General features: G+C 64.8%; 12 protein-coding genes. 7 read left to right on the forward strand and 5 right to left on the reverse strand.

Annotation, left to right across the window (positions count from 1 at the left end; genetic code table 11):
* Nucleotides 1-34 precede the first annotated feature (34 nt).
* Nucleotides 35-2,107, forward strand: coding sequence for a TonB-dependent receptor family protein (locus tag ACODS1_RS05200; protein ID WP_489084789.1), 2,073 nt, complete (start codon nucleotides 35-37; stop codon nucleotides 2,105-2,107).
* Nucleotides 2,108-2,176: 69 nt separating this feature from the next.
* On the opposite strand, the gene ACODS1_RS05205 is transcribed toward ACODS1_RS05200, so the two are convergent.
* The 5 genes from ACODS1_RS05205 to ACODS1_RS05225 all read right to left on the reverse strand — a co-directional run bounded on the left by ACODS1_RS05205 (nucleotide 2,177) and on the right by ACODS1_RS05225 (nucleotide 8,222).
* Nucleotides 2,177-3,304 carry an acyl-CoA dehydrogenase family protein gene (locus ACODS1_RS05205; RefSeq protein ID WP_489084790.1) on the reverse strand — a complete coding sequence of 376 codons (1,128 nt, stop codon included), beginning with the start codon at nucleotides 3,302-3,304 and terminating at the stop codon, nucleotides 2,177-2,179.
* A gap of 98 nt (nucleotides 3,305-3,402) precedes the next feature.
* On the reverse strand, nucleotides 3,403-4,593 hold the full coding sequence (locus ACODS1_RS05210) for an acetyl-CoA C-acyltransferase (protein WP_489084791.1): 1,191 nt from the start codon (nucleotides 4,591-4,593) through the stop codon (nucleotides 3,403-3,405).
* Between the two features lie 81 nt (nucleotides 4,594-4,674).
* On the reverse strand, nucleotides 4,675-5,442 hold the full coding sequence (locus tag ACODS1_RS05215; RefSeq protein ID WP_489084792.1) for a 3-hydroxyacyl-CoA dehydrogenase: 768 nt from the start codon (nucleotides 5,440-5,442) through the stop codon (nucleotides 4,675-4,677).
* Between the two features lie 16 nt (nucleotides 5,443-5,458).
* Nucleotides 5,459-7,078 (reverse strand): acyl-CoA synthetase, encoded by a 1,620-nt coding sequence (locus ACODS1_RS05220; RefSeq protein ID WP_489084793.1) that lies wholly within the window; start codon nucleotides 7,076-7,078, stop codon nucleotides 5,459-5,461.
* A gap of 115 nt (nucleotides 7,079-7,193) precedes the next feature.
* Nucleotides 7,194-8,222, reverse strand: a complete 1,029-nt coding sequence (locus ACODS1_RS05225) for an AraC family transcriptional regulator (protein WP_489084794.1) — start codon at nucleotides 8,220-8,222, stop codon at nucleotides 7,194-7,196.
* Nucleotides 8,223-8,379: 157 nt separating this feature from the next.
* Between ACODS1_RS05225 and ACODS1_RS05230 the strand changes: the two genes are divergently transcribed.
* From ACODS1_RS05230 to ACODS1_RS05255, 6 genes are all read left to right on the forward strand, one after another.
* Nucleotides 8,380-8,760 (forward strand): MerR family transcriptional regulator, encoded by a 381-nt coding sequence (locus ACODS1_RS05230; protein ID WP_489084795.1) that lies wholly within the window; start codon nucleotides 8,380-8,382, stop codon nucleotides 8,758-8,760.
* 33 nt (nucleotides 8,761-8,793) lie between these two features.
* A complete protein-coding gene (locus ACODS1_RS05235) occupies nucleotides 8,794-9,957 on the forward strand; it encodes an isovaleryl-CoA dehydrogenase (RefSeq protein ID WP_489084796.1) in 1,164 nt (387 codons plus the stop codon).
* Nucleotides 9,958-10,092: 135 nt separating this feature from the next.
* Entirely contained in the window at nucleotides 10,093-11,700 is a 1,608-nt protein-coding gene (locus ACODS1_RS05240; RefSeq protein ID WP_489084797.1) for a carboxyl transferase domain-containing protein, read from the forward strand.
* Between the two features lie 87 nt (nucleotides 11,701-11,787).
* A complete protein-coding gene (locus ACODS1_RS05245) occupies nucleotides 11,788-12,588 on the forward strand; it encodes a gamma-carboxygeranoyl-CoA hydratase (RefSeq protein ID WP_489084798.1) in 801 nt (266 codons plus the stop codon).
* Nucleotides 12,585-14,513, forward strand: a complete 1,929-nt coding sequence (locus ACODS1_RS05250; RefSeq protein WP_489084799.1) for an acetyl/propionyl/methylcrotonyl-CoA carboxylase subunit alpha — start codon at nucleotides 12,585-12,587, stop codon at nucleotides 14,511-14,513. Before ACODS1_RS05245 ends, ACODS1_RS05250 begins: the two co-directional genes overlap by 4 nt.
* Before the next feature lie 97 nt (nucleotides 14,514-14,610).
* Complete coding sequence (locus ACODS1_RS05255) at nucleotides 14,611-15,510, forward strand: hydroxymethylglutaryl-CoA lyase (protein WP_489084800.1); 900 nt, start codon at nucleotides 14,611-14,613, stop codon at nucleotides 15,508-15,510.
* The last annotated feature ends 61 nt before the right edge of the window (nucleotides 15,511-15,571 follow it).

Genomic DNA, 15,571 nt, shown 5'->3' on the forward strand with positions numbered 1-15,571 from the left:
AACCAACAAGAAGAAGCTGAAAAGGATTGGTGCCATGCGTTTCAAGCTGACCTACATCGCCCTGCTGCCGGGCCTGACACTAGCCGAACAGACGCCTTATCAGATCGACGAACTGGTGATCACCGGCAGCCGATACGAAGCCACCGGCTGGCAACTGCCCTTTTCCGTCAACCGTATCGATGCCGAACAGGCCACACTGGGCAAGCCCGGTGTCAACCTGTCCGAGGCGCTCGGCAGCGTGCCCGGGCTGGTGGTGCAGAACCGTCAGAACTACGCGCAAGACCTGCAGATCTCCTCACGCGGTTTCGGTGCCCGTTCGGCCTTCGGCATTCGCGGCATCAAGTTGCTAGCCGATGGCGTGCCGCTGTCCAACCCTGACGGCCAGGGCCAGGCAGCGACCTTCGACATCGACACCCTGGAGCGCATCGAGGTGCTGCGCGGGCCGTTCGCCAGCGTTTACGGCAGCAATTCCGGCGGAGTGATCCAGCTGTTCTCGCGTGATGGCGAAGGCGCGCCCAAGGTATCGGTCGACAGCTCACAGGCCGCCTACGGCACCAGCCGTACCCGCATCGCGGCCGAGGGCGGCAACGACAAGGCCGGCTTCATCATCAACCGCTCGCACTTCGAGACCGACGGCTACCGCGACCACAGCGGCGCCATTCTCGACAAGACCTTCGCCAAGTTGACGCTGTACCCGGACGATGTCAGCAAGCTGAGCCTGAGCGTCAGCGAGCTGGATCAGAATGACACCCAGGATCCGCAAGGCCTGACCTGGGCTCAGGTGCAGAGCGACCGCCGCGCGGCGGCGCCCAGCGCCTTGCAGTTCGATACGCGCAAGACCATCGATCATCGCCAGTTAGCACTCAACTACGAACGCAGCTTCGCCGCCGGCACCTGGCAAAGCACGCTCTACAGCGGCACGCGACGGGTGATTCAGTACCAGTCGATCCCCGTGGTCGTGCAGAATCCGGCTTCGCAATCAGGCGGCGTGATCGATTTCGAGCGCCGCTTCCACGGCATCGGCAACCGCTGGATTCAATCCTTCGACCTGGGCAGTAGCCTGCTGACGGTTACGACAGGGCTGGATTACGACTATTCACGTGACGATCGGCAGGGCTTCGAAAACTTCGTCGGCACCACGCTCGGCGTGAAAGGCAACCTGCGCCGTGACGAACGCAACGAGGTCACCAGTCTGTCACCCTACGTCCAGGCCGCCTGGCAATTGGGCAAGCTCGATCTTCAGGCCGGCCTGCGCCACAGCCAGGTGGCGTTCGAGGTGGACGACCGTTTTCTGAGCAATGGCGACGACAGCGGCTCGGTCACCTACCGCGAACTGACGCCGACCCTGGGCGCCAGTTACGCCCTGCTGCCCGATCTCAACCTCTACGCCAGCTGGGGCAAGGGCGTGGAGACGCCGACGCTCAACGAGCTGTCCTACTCCGGCCCCGACAACAGCTTCGGCTTCGACCTGAAACCGGCCAGCAGCGAACAGATTGAAGTGGGCCTCAAGGCGCGCCTGGCCGAGGCGACCCGCCTGCAATTGGCGCTGTTCCAGATCGATACCGAAGACGAGCTGGTGGTCGAATCCGCCAGCGGCGGCCGTTCACGCTTCCAGAACGCTGCACAAACGCGCCGTCGCGGCGTCGAGCTGGCGTTGGAAAGCCACCTGAGCGAAACCCTGCGCGCCAGCCTCGCCTATACGCAGATCGAGGCCACCTACAGCAAGGACTTCACCAGCAACGGCCGCCTGATCGAATCGGGCAACAAGCTGCCGGGCATTCCAGCGCGCACACTGTATGGCGAACTGGCCTGGCAACCGCTGGGCTGGTTCAGCACCACCATCGAAGGCCTGTACCGCAGCCAGCTCTACGTCGAGGACAGCAACACCGCCAAGGCGGCGCCCAGCTACGCCCTGTTCAACTGGCAGGCACGCTTCGAGCAGAAGGCCGGCGCACTGACCTTCAATCAGGTGCTGCGTATCGACAACCTGCTGGATCGTGAATACATCGGCTCGGTGATCGTGGGCGATGGCAACGGCCGCTATTACGAACCTGGCCCGGAACGCGCCTGGTACGTCGGCGCAGGCGTGCAGTACCAGTTTGATTAAGGGACACGCTGTTGTAGGAGCTTCAGCGGCGAGCTTTTGCCTCGCCTTGGGCACCTCCCACGCGCCCCATCACAAGCTCCGCGCAATCACCATCCGCTGCACATCGCTGGTGCCTTCGTAGATCTGGCACACACGCACGTCACGGTAGATGCGCTCGACCGGGAAGTCCTTGAGGTAGCCGTAACCACCGAGGGTCTGGATCGCTGCCGAGCACACCCGCTCGGCCATCTCCGAGGCGAACAGCTTGGCCATCGACGCTTCGGTCAAACAGGGCTGACCCGCTTCGCGCAGGTTGGCGGCGTGATGCACCATCTGCCGCGCCACGGCAATCTGTGTGGCCATATCGGCCAGGCGAAAGGCTACTGCCTGGTGCTCGATGATCGGTTTGCCGAAGGTCACCCGCTCATGGGCGTAATCACGCGCCGCCTCGAACGCGGCGCGGGCCATGCCCACCGCTTGTGCGGCGATGCCGATGCGCCCGCCTTCGAGGTTGGCCAGGGCGATACGATAGCCCTCGCCCTCCTCACCCAGGCGCAGATCGGCCGGGATACGCACGCCGTCGAGCTGGATCTGGCAGGTGTCGGAGGCATGCTGGCCCAGCTTGTCCTCCACCCGTACCACTGAGAAACCCGGCGTATCGGTCGGCACGATAAAGGCACTGATGCCCTTCTTGCCTGCCTGCGGGTCGGTGACGGCAAAGACGATGACCATGCCGGCATGGTTGCCGGACGTGATGAACTGCTTGGCGCCATCGAGCACATAGTGATCGCCATCACGCCGCGCACGAGTGCGCAGGTCGCTGGCATCGGAGCCGGCCTGCGGCTCGGTCAGGGCGAAGGCACCCAGCATGCTGCCCTCGGCCAGCGGGCGGAGAAAGCGCTGTTTCTGCGCCTCGCTGCCGTACTTCAGAATCGGCATGCAGCCCACCGAGTTGTGCACGCTCATGATGGTGGAACAGGCGCCATCGCCCGCGGCGATCTCCTCAAGTGCCATGGCATAGGCCAGGTTACTGGTCTCGGCGCCGCCCCATTGCTGCGGCACCAGCATGCCCATAAAACCAAGCGAGCCCATCTCGGCGATGGCCTCGGCCGGGAAACGATGTTCGCGATCCCAGTCGGCGGCGAACGGTTTCAGCCGTTCCTGAGCGAACTGGCGAGCCATGTCGCGGATAAGGATTTCTTCTTCAGTGGGCAGCATGGCTGGCTCCGGTGATGCGGTTCGATCAATCCGTGGGAGGCGCTTCAGCGGCGACAGTCGCGGCTCAAGCCCCTCCCACAGGTCAGGTACGTAGATAGTCAGTACAACTCGATGGCCACGGCAGTAGCCTCACCGCCGCCGATGCACACGGAAGCAACCCCACGCTTGAGCCCACGCTGTTTCAGCGCCGCCAGCAGGGTCACCAGAATGCGCGCACCGGACGCGCCGATGGGATGCCCCAGGGCACAGGCACCGCCATGCACATTGAGCTTGTCGTGAGCGATGCCCAATTCACGCATGGCCACCATCGGCACCACGGCGAACGCCTCGTTGATCTCGAACAGATCGACCGCTTCCAGGGCCCACTCGGTACGCGCCAGCAAGCGCTGGATCGCTGCCACCGGCGCGGTGGTGAACAGATTGGGCGCATGCGCGTGGCCGGCATGGCCGACGATGCGTGCCAGCGGCGCAAGGCCGCGTTGCTGAGCCTGAGACAGACGCATCAACAGCAGCGCTGCGGCTCCATCGGAAATGGAGCTGGCATTGGCCGCCGTCACCGTACCGCCCTCGCGGAACGCCGGCTTCAGGCCTGGAATCTTGTCCGGACGGGCCTTGGGCGGCTGCTCGTCGTTATCCACCAGGCGCCGATCACGCCCCTGCGGTGCTTCCACGGCGACGATCTCGCTGGCGAAGCTGCCATCCGCAATCGCCTGCTGAGCACGACGCAGCGACTCCAAGGCGTAGGCATCCTGCTCCTCGCGGCTGAAGCGATACTGCTGCGCGCAGTCCTCGGCGAATGTGCCCATCAGCCGGCCACGCTCGTAGGCGTCCTCCAGGCCGTCGAGGAACATGTGATCGAGCACCTGGCCATGGCCCATGCGATAGCCGCTGCGGGCACGGGCCAGCAGATACGGCGCGTTGGACATGCTCTCCATACCACCGGCCACCAACACATCGGCACTGCCGGCGAGCAACTGGTCATGACCGAGCATCAGCGCCTGCATGCCCGAGCCGCACATCTTGTTCAGCGTGGTGCACTGCACCGCCTGGCTCAGGCCTGCCCCCAAAGCAGCCTGACGCGCCGGCGCCTGGCCCTGGCCGGCCTGCAGCACGCAGCCCATCAGCACGGTATCCACCGCCTCGGCAGCAAGGCCGGCACGCTCCAGAGTCGCGCGAATCGCTGCGGCGCCCAGCTCAGCCGCCGTAAGGCCGGCCAGATCACCGAGAAAACCGCCCATGGGCGTGCGCGCGGCACTGACGATGACGACGGGATCGAGTTGTTGATTCATGTGTTTCACCTTCAATTTCGTAGCCCGGATGCAATCCGGGAAATCTGTATGAGTGCTTCCCGAATTACATCCGGGCTACCGTTACTTCGCCGCCATACGCAGCGCGCCATCGAGGCGGATCACCTCGCCGTTGAGCATCGCGTTCTCGACGATATGCCGCACCAGCGCGGCGTATTCGTCGGGTCGCCCCAGGCGCGGCGGGAACGGCACGTTAGCCGCGAGAGAATCACGCACTTCCTGCGGCATGCCGGCCATCATCGGCGTCTCGAACACGCCGGGGGCAACGCACATCACGCGGATACCGGAACGTGCCAGATCACGCGCCGCCGGCAGCGTCAGTGCCGCCACTCCGCCCTTGGACGCGGCATAGGCGGCCTGGCCCATCTGTCCGTCGAACGCTGCTACCGAGGCGGTATTGATAATGACCCCGCGCTCACCGCCAGCGTTCGGCGTGTTCTGTGCCATGGCCTCGGCGGCCAGACGCAGCAGGTTGAAGCTGCCGATCAGGTTGACTTCGACCGTACGCCGGAAGCTATCCAGGCCATGAGCGCCGTTGCGCCCCAGCACCTTCTCGGCCGGCGCGATCCCGGCGCAATTGACCAACCCATGCAGGGCGCCGAATGCCTCCAACACCTGCGCCACGGCTACCCGGCCGTCTTCTTCACGGGTGATATCAGCGCGTACGAAGCGCGCGGCATCGCCCAGTTCTGCAACGGCCTGCTGACCGGCCTGATCGTTGATATCCAGCAGCACCACCTGGCCGCCCTGCCCGACCAGTTCACGGGCCGTGGCCAGCCCCAGGCCGGAGGCGCCACCGCTGATCAGGAATACGCTGTGTTCGATGTGCATGATGAAAACTCCTCGATCAGTGACTGGCGGCCGCCTGGGCCTTGGCGACTTCCTGATTGCGCAGGAGGAAGCGCTGGATCTTGCCGCTCGGGGTCTTGGGCAGTTCGCTGACGAACTCGATCTCGCGCGGATAGGCATGGGCCGACAGGCGCTTGCGCACGTACTGCTGCAGCGCCTCGGCCAGAGCATCGTCGGCCGCATGGCCGGCGTGCAGCACGACAAAGGCCTTGACCCGCTCGGTACGCTCCGGGTCGGGCTTGCCAATCACCGCCGCCTCGACGACCGCCGGATGCTCGATCAATGCGCTCTCCACGTCGAAGGGGCCGACGCGGTAGCCGGAGGTGGTGATCACGTCATCGGCACGACCGACGAAGCTGATGCTGCCGTCCTCGTTGAGCTCCACCGTATCGCCACTCAGGTAGTAGTCGCCGACGAAGGCTTTGGTCGCCATGCCGCGATAGCCGGGAAACCAGAAAAGCGGCGAGCGCGACCGATCCAACGCCAGGATGCCGGGTTGCCCAGCAGGCAACTCACGCTGCTGCTCATCCAGCACCACCACGCGATGACCAGGCATGGCGAAACCAGCAGCGCCCAGGCGCACCGGGTGCTGCAGCGCATGGTGGTTGCACAGCACCATGCCCAGCTCGGTCTGCCCATAATGGTCATGGATGGTGCAGCCAAGGCCCTCGGCAAACCAGCGGATCACCTCCGGCGTCAGCGGCTCGCCGGCACTGCTCACCGCGCGCAAACGCCCCTTGATAGCCGCCTCCACCTCGTCACGCGCGGCCAGCAGCAGGCGGAAGGCCGTGGGTGAGCCGGCCAGGTTGGTGATGCCGTATTCACGGATCACCCGGCAGGTGCTCTCCACACTGAACGCCCCCTCATAAAAGGTGGTGGCATGCCCCAGCGCCAGCGGGCCGGTGACAGCGTAGTACAGCCCATAGGCCCAGCCGGGATCGGCCAGGTTCCAGAAGCGATCCTGCGGGCGCAGATCCACCGCTTCACGCATGTAACTGACGAAGGCGACGATGGCCCTGAGCGGTACTTGCAGCGGCTTGGCCAGCCCGGTGGTGCCGGAGGTGAACATCAACAGGAAGGGATCGTCGGCCCGGCGCATCACCGGCTCGAAGCCATCCGACTGCCGCTCCAGCTCAGCCCAGAAGTCTTCACCCACCACCAGCGCCGGCGGTGCCTGCTCCACCTCATCCAGCTTGACGCGGTTGAGCAGGTCGGTGACCACCAGCTTCGAGCCAGCCGTGTGCACCCGATGCTCGATGGCCTTGGGGCCGAAGGCAGTGAACAGTGGCTGATAAATGGCCCCGGCCCGCCAGGTACCGAGAATGGTGATCAGCAGCTCCGGGGTACGCGGCAGGATGCCCGACACACAATCGCCAGCGCCGATGCCCCGGCTGGCCAGCAGGTTGGCGAAGCGCGCCGAGGCAGCCTGTAATTGCTCGAATGTCCAGGTGGCACGCTCGCCATTGCGCCCCTCCCAGATCAGCGCCGTACGGCTATTGCCGACATGGCGGTCGCAGCATTCGACACAGGCGTTGAGGGCATCGAGACGGCCGGCCAGGGTATTGGCGACGGCCACGTCGAAATCGAACTCGCGGGCAGCGGTGAAGTAATCGCGCATCGGGGTGATCTCCCGGATTGTTCTTATTGGATGCGCAGATAGTTACCCCGAGCCAACCCGTCGGCAATGTCGAAAGGTTTCAACCTGCCTGAGCGGAAATGACAAATCCCCTCGGTCAGGCGTGCTCGGCGTGGATCAAGGCGCGGTACTGGCCCGGCGTCGAGCCTGTCCACTTCTTGAAGGCCTTGTAGAAGGCACTGCTGTCGGCAAAGCCCAGCTCGCAAGCCAGGTCAGTGAAATTGCTCTCGTCATTGTTCAGGCTGGCAATGGCCAGATCACGCCGCACCTGATCCTTGAGCCCCTGGTAGGACTGCCCGTGCAGCGACAGCTTGCGCCGCAGGGTCGAGGGCGCGATGTGGAAATGCGCGGCCAGCGCTTCCACATCCGGCCACTGCGCAGGACTGAGGCCGCGCAAATGCGCCTTGACGCGTGCGCCCAGGCTTTGCGGGTCGCGATAGCGCACCAGGATATTGCCCGGCGCCCCGGCAAGAAAGCGCTTGAGCTCATGCGGGCTGCGCCGGATCGGCACCTGCAGGCTGTCGGCATTGAACAACAGACGGCTCTGCCCGCGGGCGAACTGCAGGTTGCGGGTGAACATCACCTGATAGTCCTCGATGTAATCCGGTTGCGGGCAACGTAGCTGTATGCCCAGCACATCGATGCGCCGCCCGGCCAGCCAGCAGCTCAAACCATGGATGATCAGCCACAGGGTGAAATAGCCGAAGGCGCGGCAGGCCTGCCCTGGCGCCTCGTCGATGACGATGGCGGCCAGGCCATCGCGCACCTCCAGCCTCGGACTGAAATCATCGAAGACCAGGTGCAGGAAGCGCAGCGCCCCTTGCAAGGCGGCGCCCAGGGTGGGCTCCTTCGCTGCAGCGCGGGCCATATAGGCGAAGCTGCCCACCTTCATCCGCCGCCGGTTCATGCCGAAGAATTCATCGTCCATCAGCCGGGCGATGGCCAGCCAGAGCTGACCATAAGCCTCGGACGACACCCTGGCGTCGGGCTGGCTCAGCAGGTCGGCGTCAATGCCGGCCTCGGCCAGCAATGCCGACTCGTCGACGCCTTGTCGGCGCAGCTCGCAAAGCGCCTCGAGCACCAGGCGTATGGAAATCGTGCCTTTTTCAGCGGACGCGCCTGCCATGAGTTCCCTTGTTCGTGGCTGCCGACAAGAGCGGCATTCTAGAGGCTTTGCCGTAGCGCTTGTCCAGCCGAGCTGCTCGCTGCCGGCGGCAGCGACGTTGACAGCCTGCAAAAGCCAACTTAACGTTTACGTAAAGGTAAACAACAAGAACATCGCCATGCCCACCACCTACAGCATCTCCGACCTGGCTCGTGAACTGGACGTGACCCCTCGCGCCATCCGCTTCTACGAGGAACAAGGCATGCTCGCCCCCGAGCGACGCGGCCAGGAACGCATCTATCACCCCAAGGATCTGGTGACCCTGAAACTCATCCTGCGCGGCAAGCGCATCGGCTTCTCCCTGGCCGAATGCAAGGAGCTGATCGATCTCTACGACCCCAGCAGCGGCAATCACAAGCAGCTCAATACCTTCCTCACCAAGATCGCCGAACGCCGCCAGCAACTTGAACAACAGTTGCTGGACATCCAGCAGATGCAACTGGAACTGGATACCGCCGAGGAACGCTGCCTCGCAGCCCTCGCCGAAACCACCGCCTAATCGCCCCACTACAAGAACAATCGCAGGTGACCCATGAGCTACCCCACCCTCAACTTCGGCCTCGGCGAAACCCTCGACATGCTGCGCGACGCGGTGCACCAGTTCGCCCAGAACGAGCTGGCGCCGCGCGCCGCGCAGATCGACCGCGACAACGAGTTCCCCATGGACATGTGGCGCAAGTTCGGCGACATGGGCCTGCTCGGCATAACGGTCAAGGAAGAGTACGGCGGCACCGACATGGGCTATCTGGCGCATGTGCTGGCCATGGAGGAAATCAGCCGCGCCTCGGCCTCGGTGGGCCTGTCCTACGGTGCGCACTCCAACCTCTGCGTCAACCAGATCCACAAGAACGGCAGCGAGGCGCAGAAGCAGAAATATTTGCCCAAGCTGTGTTCCGGCGAGCATATCGGCGCTCTGGCCATGAGCGAGCCCAACGCTGGCTCCGACGTGGTGTCGATGAAGCTGCGTGCGGAAAAGCGCGGCGACCGCTACGTGCTCAACGGCAACAAGATGTGGATCACCAACGGCCCGGACGCCCACACCTACGTGATCTACGCCAAGACCGACATCAACGCCGGCTCGCGCGGCATGACCGCCTTTATCGTCGAGCGCGACTTCAAGGGTTTCTCCCGCCACCAGAAGCTGGACAAGCTGGGCATGCGCGGCTCCAACACCTGCGAACTGCTGTTCGAAGACTGCGAAGTGCCGGAAGAGAATATCTTAGGCGTCGAGGGCGGTGGCGTGCGCGTGCTGATGAGCGGCCTGGACTACGAGCGCACTGTGCTCTCCGGCGGCCCCACCGGGATCATGAGCGCCTGCATGGACGTGGTGCTGCCCTACGTGCACGAGCGCCAGCAGTTCAAGCAGTCCATCGGCGAATTCCAGCTGGTACAGGGCAAGCTGGCCGACATGTACGCCGGCATGAACGCCTCCAAGTCCTACCTGTACAACGTCGCCAAGGCCTGCGACCGCGGCGAGGAATCACGCAAGGACGCGGCCGCGGTGATTCTCTACACCGCCGAGATGGCCACCAAGATGGCCCTGGATACCATCCAGTTGCTCGGTGGCAACGGCTACACCAATGAATACCCGGCCGGGCGCCTGCTGCGTGACGCCAAGCTCTACGAGATCGGCGCCGGCACCAGCGAAATCCGCCGCATGCTGATCGGCCGCGAGCTGTTCAATGAGACCAAATAACGCACGGACAGTCCCCTCTCCCACTTGTGGGAGAGGTTAGGGAGAGGGGCTCTGAGTCGCCTGCACCGCCCTCTCCCCCGGCCCCTCTCCCGCAAGCGGGCAGAGGGGAGATAAATCAAAATCGGAGCGCGCCTAATGGCCATCCTGCACACCCAGATCAACACCCGCTCGCCGGAGTTCGCCGCCAACCAGGCGGTCATGCTCGCCCAGGTGGACGAACTGCGCGCCCTGCTCGCCCGCATCCATGAAGGCGGTGGCGCCAAGGCGCAGGAGCGCCACACCTCGCGCGGCAAGCTGCTGCCACGTGAGCGCCTCAACCGCCTGCTCGATGCTGGCTCGCCCTTTCTCGAAATCGGCCAGCTCGCCGCCCATGAGGTGTACGGCGAAGACGTACCGGCAGCCGGAGTGATCGCCGGTATCGGCCGCGTCGAAGGCGTCGAGTGCATGATCGTGGCCAACGACGCCACGGTAAAAGGCGGCAGCTACTACCCGCTGACGGTGAAGAAGCACCTGCGCGCCCAGGCCATCGCCCGCGAAAACCGCCTGCCGTGCATCTATCTGGTGGACTCCGGTGGCGCCAACCTGCCGCGCCAGGACGAGGTCTTCCCGGATCGCGAGCACTTCGGCCGCATCTTCTTCAACCAGGCCAATATGAGCGCGCTGGGCATTCCGCAGATCGCTGTGGTGATGGGCTCCTGCACCGCGGGCGGCGCCTACGTGCCGGCTATGAGCGATGAAACCATCATGGTGCGCGAACAGGCCACCATCTTCCTCGCCGGCCCGCCGCTGGTGAAGGCCGCCACCGGCGAAGTGGTGACCGCCGAAGAACTGGGCGGCGCCGACGTGCACTGCAAGACCAGCGGCGTGGCCGACCACTATGCCGAGGACGACGAACATGCCCTGGCCCTGGCTCGGCGCTGCATTGCCAACCTCAACTGGCGCAAGCTCGGCCAGCTCGACAGCCGCGCCCCCATCGCACCGCGCTACCCCGCCGAGGAGCTGTACGGGGTGATCCCGGCTGACGCCAAGCAGCCGTTCGATGTGCGCGAGGTGATCGCGCGGATCGTCGACGACTCGCAACTGGATGAATTCAAGGCGCTGTTCGGCACCACCCTGGTCTGCGGTTTCGCCCGCATCAACGGCTATCCGGTGGCGATCCTGGCGAACAACGGCATTCTGTTCGCCGAAGCCGCACAGAAAGGTGCGCACTTCGTTGAGCTGACCTGCCAGCGCGGCATTCCGCTGCTGTTTTTGCAGAACATCACCGGTTTCATGGTCGGCAAGAAGTACGAGGAAGCCGGCATCGCCAAGCACGGCGCCAAGCTGGTCACCGCCGTGGCCTGTGCCCAGGTGCCGAAATTCACCGTAATCATCGGCGGCAGCTTCGGCGCCGGCAACTACGGCATGTGTGGTCGAGCCTATGATCCACGCTTTCTGTGGATGTGGCCCAACGCGCGCATCGGCGTGATGGGCGCGCAACAGGCCGCCGGCGTACTGGTGCAGGTCAAGCGCGAACAGGCGCAACGCGCCGGTCAGCCCTACTCCGACGAGGACGAACAGCGCTTGAAGCAACCCATCGTCGAGCAATACGAGCAACAGGCACACGCCTTCTACTCCAGCGCCCGGCTGTGGGACGACGGCGTGATCGACCCGGCGCAGACCCGCGAGGTGCTGGCCCTGGCCCTGTCCGCCAGCCTCAACGCCCCCATCGAGCCGACCCGTTTCGGGGTGTTCCGTATGTGATCCCCTGTAGGAGCGGCTTCAGCCGCGAATCCTGGCACGCTGATCGCGGCTCAAGCCGCTCCTACCCAGCCTTTCGAGCCTGACACCATGACCGACTTCACCACCGTACAGCTTGAGAAAGACCCGCGCGGCTTCGCCACTCTGTGGCTGAACCGCCCGGAAAAGAACAACGCCTTCAACGCCGAGATGATCCGCGAGCTGATCCTCGCCCTCGACGCCGTCGGTGAAGACAAGAGCCTGCGTTTTCTCCTGCTGCGTGGCCGTGGCAAGCACTTCTCCGCCGGCGCCGACCTGGCCTGGATGCAGCACGCGGCCACCCTGGATTACAACGCCAACCTGAATGACGCCCGCGAACTGGCCGAGCTGATGTACAACCTGCACGGCCTGAAGATCCCCACACTGGCCGTGGTGCAAGGCGCCGCCTTCGGTGGCGCGGTGGGCCTGGCCAGTTGCTGCGACATGGCCATTGGCGCCGAAGACGCACTGTTCTCGCTGTCCGAGGTGCGTATCGGCCTGGCGCCAGCGGTGATCAGCCCCTTCGTCGTGCAAGCCATCGGCGAGCGCGCCGCCAAGCGCTACGCGCTGACTGCCGAGCGTTTCGACGGCAAGCGCGCCCGCGAGCTGGGCCTGCTCGCCGAATGCTTCCCATCTGATGAGCTGGACGTTCAGGTCGAAGCCTGGGTGGCCAACCTGTTGCAAAACAGCCCGCAGGCCATGCGCGCCAGCAAGGATCTGCTGCGCGAAGTCGGCAGCGGCGAGCTGACCCCAGCCCTGCGCCGCTACACCGAGAACGCCATCGCCCGTCTGCGCGTCAGCGCCGAGGGCCAGGAAGGCCTGCGCGCATTCCTGGAAAAACGCCAACCCACCTGGCAGGAGCCATTCGCATGATCGACACCCTGCTGGTCGCCAACCGTGGCGAAATCGCCTGCCGTGTGATGCGCACGGCCAAGGCCATGGGCATTCGCACTGTCGCCGTGCACAGCGCCATCGATGCCCATGCACGGCATGTGCGCGAAGCCGACATCGCGGTGAACCTCGGCGGCGCCAAACCTGGCGAAAGCTACCTGCTGATCGACAAGATCATCGCCGCCGCCAAGGCCAGCGGCGCGCAGGCCATTCACCCCGGCTACGGTTTTCTCTCGGAAAACGCCGGTTTCGCCCGCGCCATCGAGCAGGCCGGATTGATCTTCCTCGGCCCACCCGCCTCGGCCATCGAGGCCATGGGCAGCAAGTCAGCAGCCAAGTCGCTGATGGAGGCAGCCGGCGTACCGCTGGTGCCCGGCTATCACGGCGAAGCGCAGGATCTCGACACCTTCCGCGAAGCCGCCGCGCGCATCGGCTATCCAGTGCTGCTCAAGGCTGCCGCTGGCGGCGGTGGCAAGGGCATGAAGGTCGCCGAATCGGAAACGCAGCTCGCCGAGACGCTGGAATCGGCGCAGCGCGAAGCGCAGTCGGCCTTCGGCGACTCGCGCATGCTGGTGGAAAAGTACGTGCTCAAGCCACGCCACGTAGAGATCCAGGTATTCGCCGACCAGCACGGCAACTGCCTGTATCTCAACGAGCGCGACTGCTCGATCCAGCGTCGCCACCAGAAGGTGGTCGAAGAAGCGCCAGCACCGGGCCTGAGCCCCGAGCTGCGCCGCGCCATGGGTGAAGCAGCGGTCAAGTCGGCGCAGGCCATCGGCTATGTAGGCGCCGGCACGGTGGAGTTTCTGCTCGACGAGCGTGGCGACTTCTTCTTCATGGAGATGAACACCCGTCTGCAGGTCGAGCATCCGGTCACCGAGGCCATCACCGGGCTCGATCTGGTGGCTTGGCAGATTCGCGTCGCCCGTGGCGAGCCGCTGCCGCTGACTCAACAGCAGATTCCGCTCAACGGACACGCCATCGAGGTACGGCTGTACGCCGAAGACCCGGATCACGATTTCCTCCCCGCCACCGGTACGCTGGCCCTCTATCGCGAATCAGCCAGCGGCGACGGCCGCCGTGTCGACAGCGGCGTGACCGAGGGCGACAGCGTATCGCCCTTCTACGACCCGATGCTGGGCAAGCTGATCGCCTGGGGCGATGACCGTGAACAGGCGCGCCTGCGCCTGCTGGCCATGCTCGACGACACCCTGGTCGGCGGCGTGAAGACCAACCTGGCCTTCCTACGCCGCATCCTCGCCCACCCGGCATTCGCCGCCTGCGAACTGGATACCGGCTTTATCCCGCGTCATCAGCAGCAGTTGCTGCCCGCACCAAGCGAGTTGCCGCAGGCCTTCTGGCAACTGGCAGCCGATGCCTGGGTACAGAGCGAGACGCCGCTAGAGCGCGACGACGACCCGCATTCGCCCTGGTCAACCCGCAGTGGTTGGCGCTCCGGCGGTGCTGCAGAAATCGACCTGCACCTGAGCTGCCAGGGCGAGAACCGCAAGGTGCGAGCGAGCAACCGGGCGTGCTTGCAGGGCGAAGCGCTGTTGGCAGAGATCGACGGCACGCGCCAGCGTCTGATCGCCACTCGCCGTGGCGACACCCTCTACCTGCAGTGGCAAGGAGAGCTGCACGCGATTACCCGTTTCGACCCCATTGCCGCCGTAGAAGCCAGCCATGGCGAGCATGGCGGCCTGAGCGCCCCCATGAACGGCAGCATCGTCCGTGTGCTGGTCGAAGCAGGTCAGACGGTCGAGGCCGGCACCGCGCTGGTGGTGCTGGAGGCGATGAAGATGGAGCACAGCATCCGCGCGCCCGAGGCAGGTACGGTCAAGGCGCTGTATTGCCGCGAAGGGGAAATGGTCAGCGAAGGCACGGTGCTGGTGGAGTTAGAACCGTAGGGCGGGTGCAACCCGCCAGATCGTGTTGGCGGGTTGCACCCGCCCTACGACGCCGTGCCGCAGACGGCGCACCCTACGATGAATAAGAGGACAACCGATGAACCTGCCCACATCCGTACGCCTGGTCGAGGTCGGCCCGCGCGATGGCCTGCAGAACGAGAAACAACCGATCAGCGTCGCCGACAAGGTGCGTCTGGTCGACGACCTCACCGCCGCCGGCCTGAGCTATGTGGAAGTGGGCAGTTTCGTGTCGCCCAAGTGGGTGCCGCAGATGGCCGGCAGCGCCGAAGTCTTCGCCGGCATCGAGCGTAAGCCGGGCGTCACCTACGCCGCCCTGACCCCCAACCTGAAAGGCTTCGAGGCCGCACTGGAAGCCAAGGTCGAGGAAGTGGCGGTGTTCGCCGCCGCCAGCGAGGCCTTCTCGCAGAGGAATATCAACTGCTCCATTGCCGAGAGTCTGGCGCGCTTCGTACCGCTGATGGAGGCGGCCAAGGCCGCGAAGATGCGTGTGCGCGGCTACGTCTCCTGCGTGCTGGGCTGCCCCTACGACGGCGAAATCGATCCGGCCCAGGTCGCCAGTGTCGCTCGCGAGCTATATGCCATGGGCTGCTATGAGGTGTCGCTGGGCGACACCATCGGCACCGGTACCGCCGGCAAGACGCGCGCGATGCTCGAAGTGGTTGGCCGCGATATCCCACGCGACAAGCTCGCTGGACATTTCCATGACACCTACGGCCAGGCCCTGCCCAATATCTACGCCAGCCTGCTCGAAGGCATCAGCGTGTTCGACAGTTCGGTCGCGGGTTTAGGCGGCTGCCCCTATGCCAAGGGTGCCGCCGGCAACATCGCCACCGAGGATGTGCTGTACCTGCTGCAAGGCCTGGGTATCGAAACTGGCGTGGATATGGACAAGCTGATCGCTGCCGGCCAGCGCATCTGCGAGGTACTCGGCAAGACCAACGGCTCGCGGGTCGCCCGTGCTCGCCTAAGCCAATAAGGAGCCGTAGATACTGTTATTTGACGCAAGCGACATGGAGTTCGGGGTCGAACTTTCGCCC

Source organism: Pseudomonas sp. FG29, assembly GCF_057809355.1.

What these genes read in the sequence shown, in the direction of transcription:
- ACODS1_RS05200 (WP_489084789.1), top strand. Translation starts at nt 35, where the DNA reads ATGCGTTTCAAGCTGACCTACATCGCCCTGCTGCCGGGCCTGACACTA.
- ACODS1_RS05205 (WP_489084790.1), bottom strand. Translation starts at nt 3,304, where the DNA reads ATGCTGCCCACTGAAGAAGAAATCCTTATCCGCGACATGGCTCGCCAG.
- ACODS1_RS05210 (WP_489084791.1), bottom strand. Translation starts at nt 4,593, where the DNA reads ATGAATCAACAACTCGATCCCGTCGTCATCGTCAGTGCCGCGCGCACG.
- ACODS1_RS05215 (WP_489084792.1), bottom strand. Translation starts at nt 5,442, where the DNA reads ATGCACATCGAACACAGCGTATTCCTGATCAGCGGTGGCGCCTCCGGC.
- ACODS1_RS05220 (WP_489084793.1), bottom strand. Translation starts at nt 7,078, where the DNA reads ATGCGCGATTACTTCACCGCTGCCCGCGAGTTCGATTTCGACGTGGCC.
- ACODS1_RS05225 (WP_489084794.1), bottom strand. Translation starts at nt 8,222, where the DNA reads ATGGCAGGCGCGTCCGCTGAAAAAGGCACGATTTCCATACGCCTGGTG.
- ACODS1_RS05230 (WP_489084795.1), top strand. Translation starts at nt 8,380, where the DNA reads ATGCCCACCACCTACAGCATCTCCGACCTGGCTCGTGAACTGGACGTG.
- ACODS1_RS05235 (WP_489084796.1), top strand. Translation starts at nt 8,794, where the DNA reads ATGAGCTACCCCACCCTCAACTTCGGCCTCGGCGAAACCCTCGACATG.
- ACODS1_RS05240 (WP_489084797.1), top strand. Translation starts at nt 10,093, where the DNA reads ATGGCCATCCTGCACACCCAGATCAACACCCGCTCGCCGGAGTTCGCC.
- ACODS1_RS05245 (WP_489084798.1), top strand. Translation starts at nt 11,788, where the DNA reads ATGACCGACTTCACCACCGTACAGCTTGAGAAAGACCCGCGCGGCTTC.
- ACODS1_RS05250 (WP_489084799.1), top strand. Translation starts at nt 12,585, where the DNA reads ATGATCGACACCCTGCTGGTCGCCAACCGTGGCGAAATCGCCTGCCGT.
- ACODS1_RS05255 (WP_489084800.1), top strand. Translation starts at nt 14,611, where the DNA reads ATGAACCTGCCCACATCCGTACGCCTGGTCGAGGTCGGCCCGCGCGAT.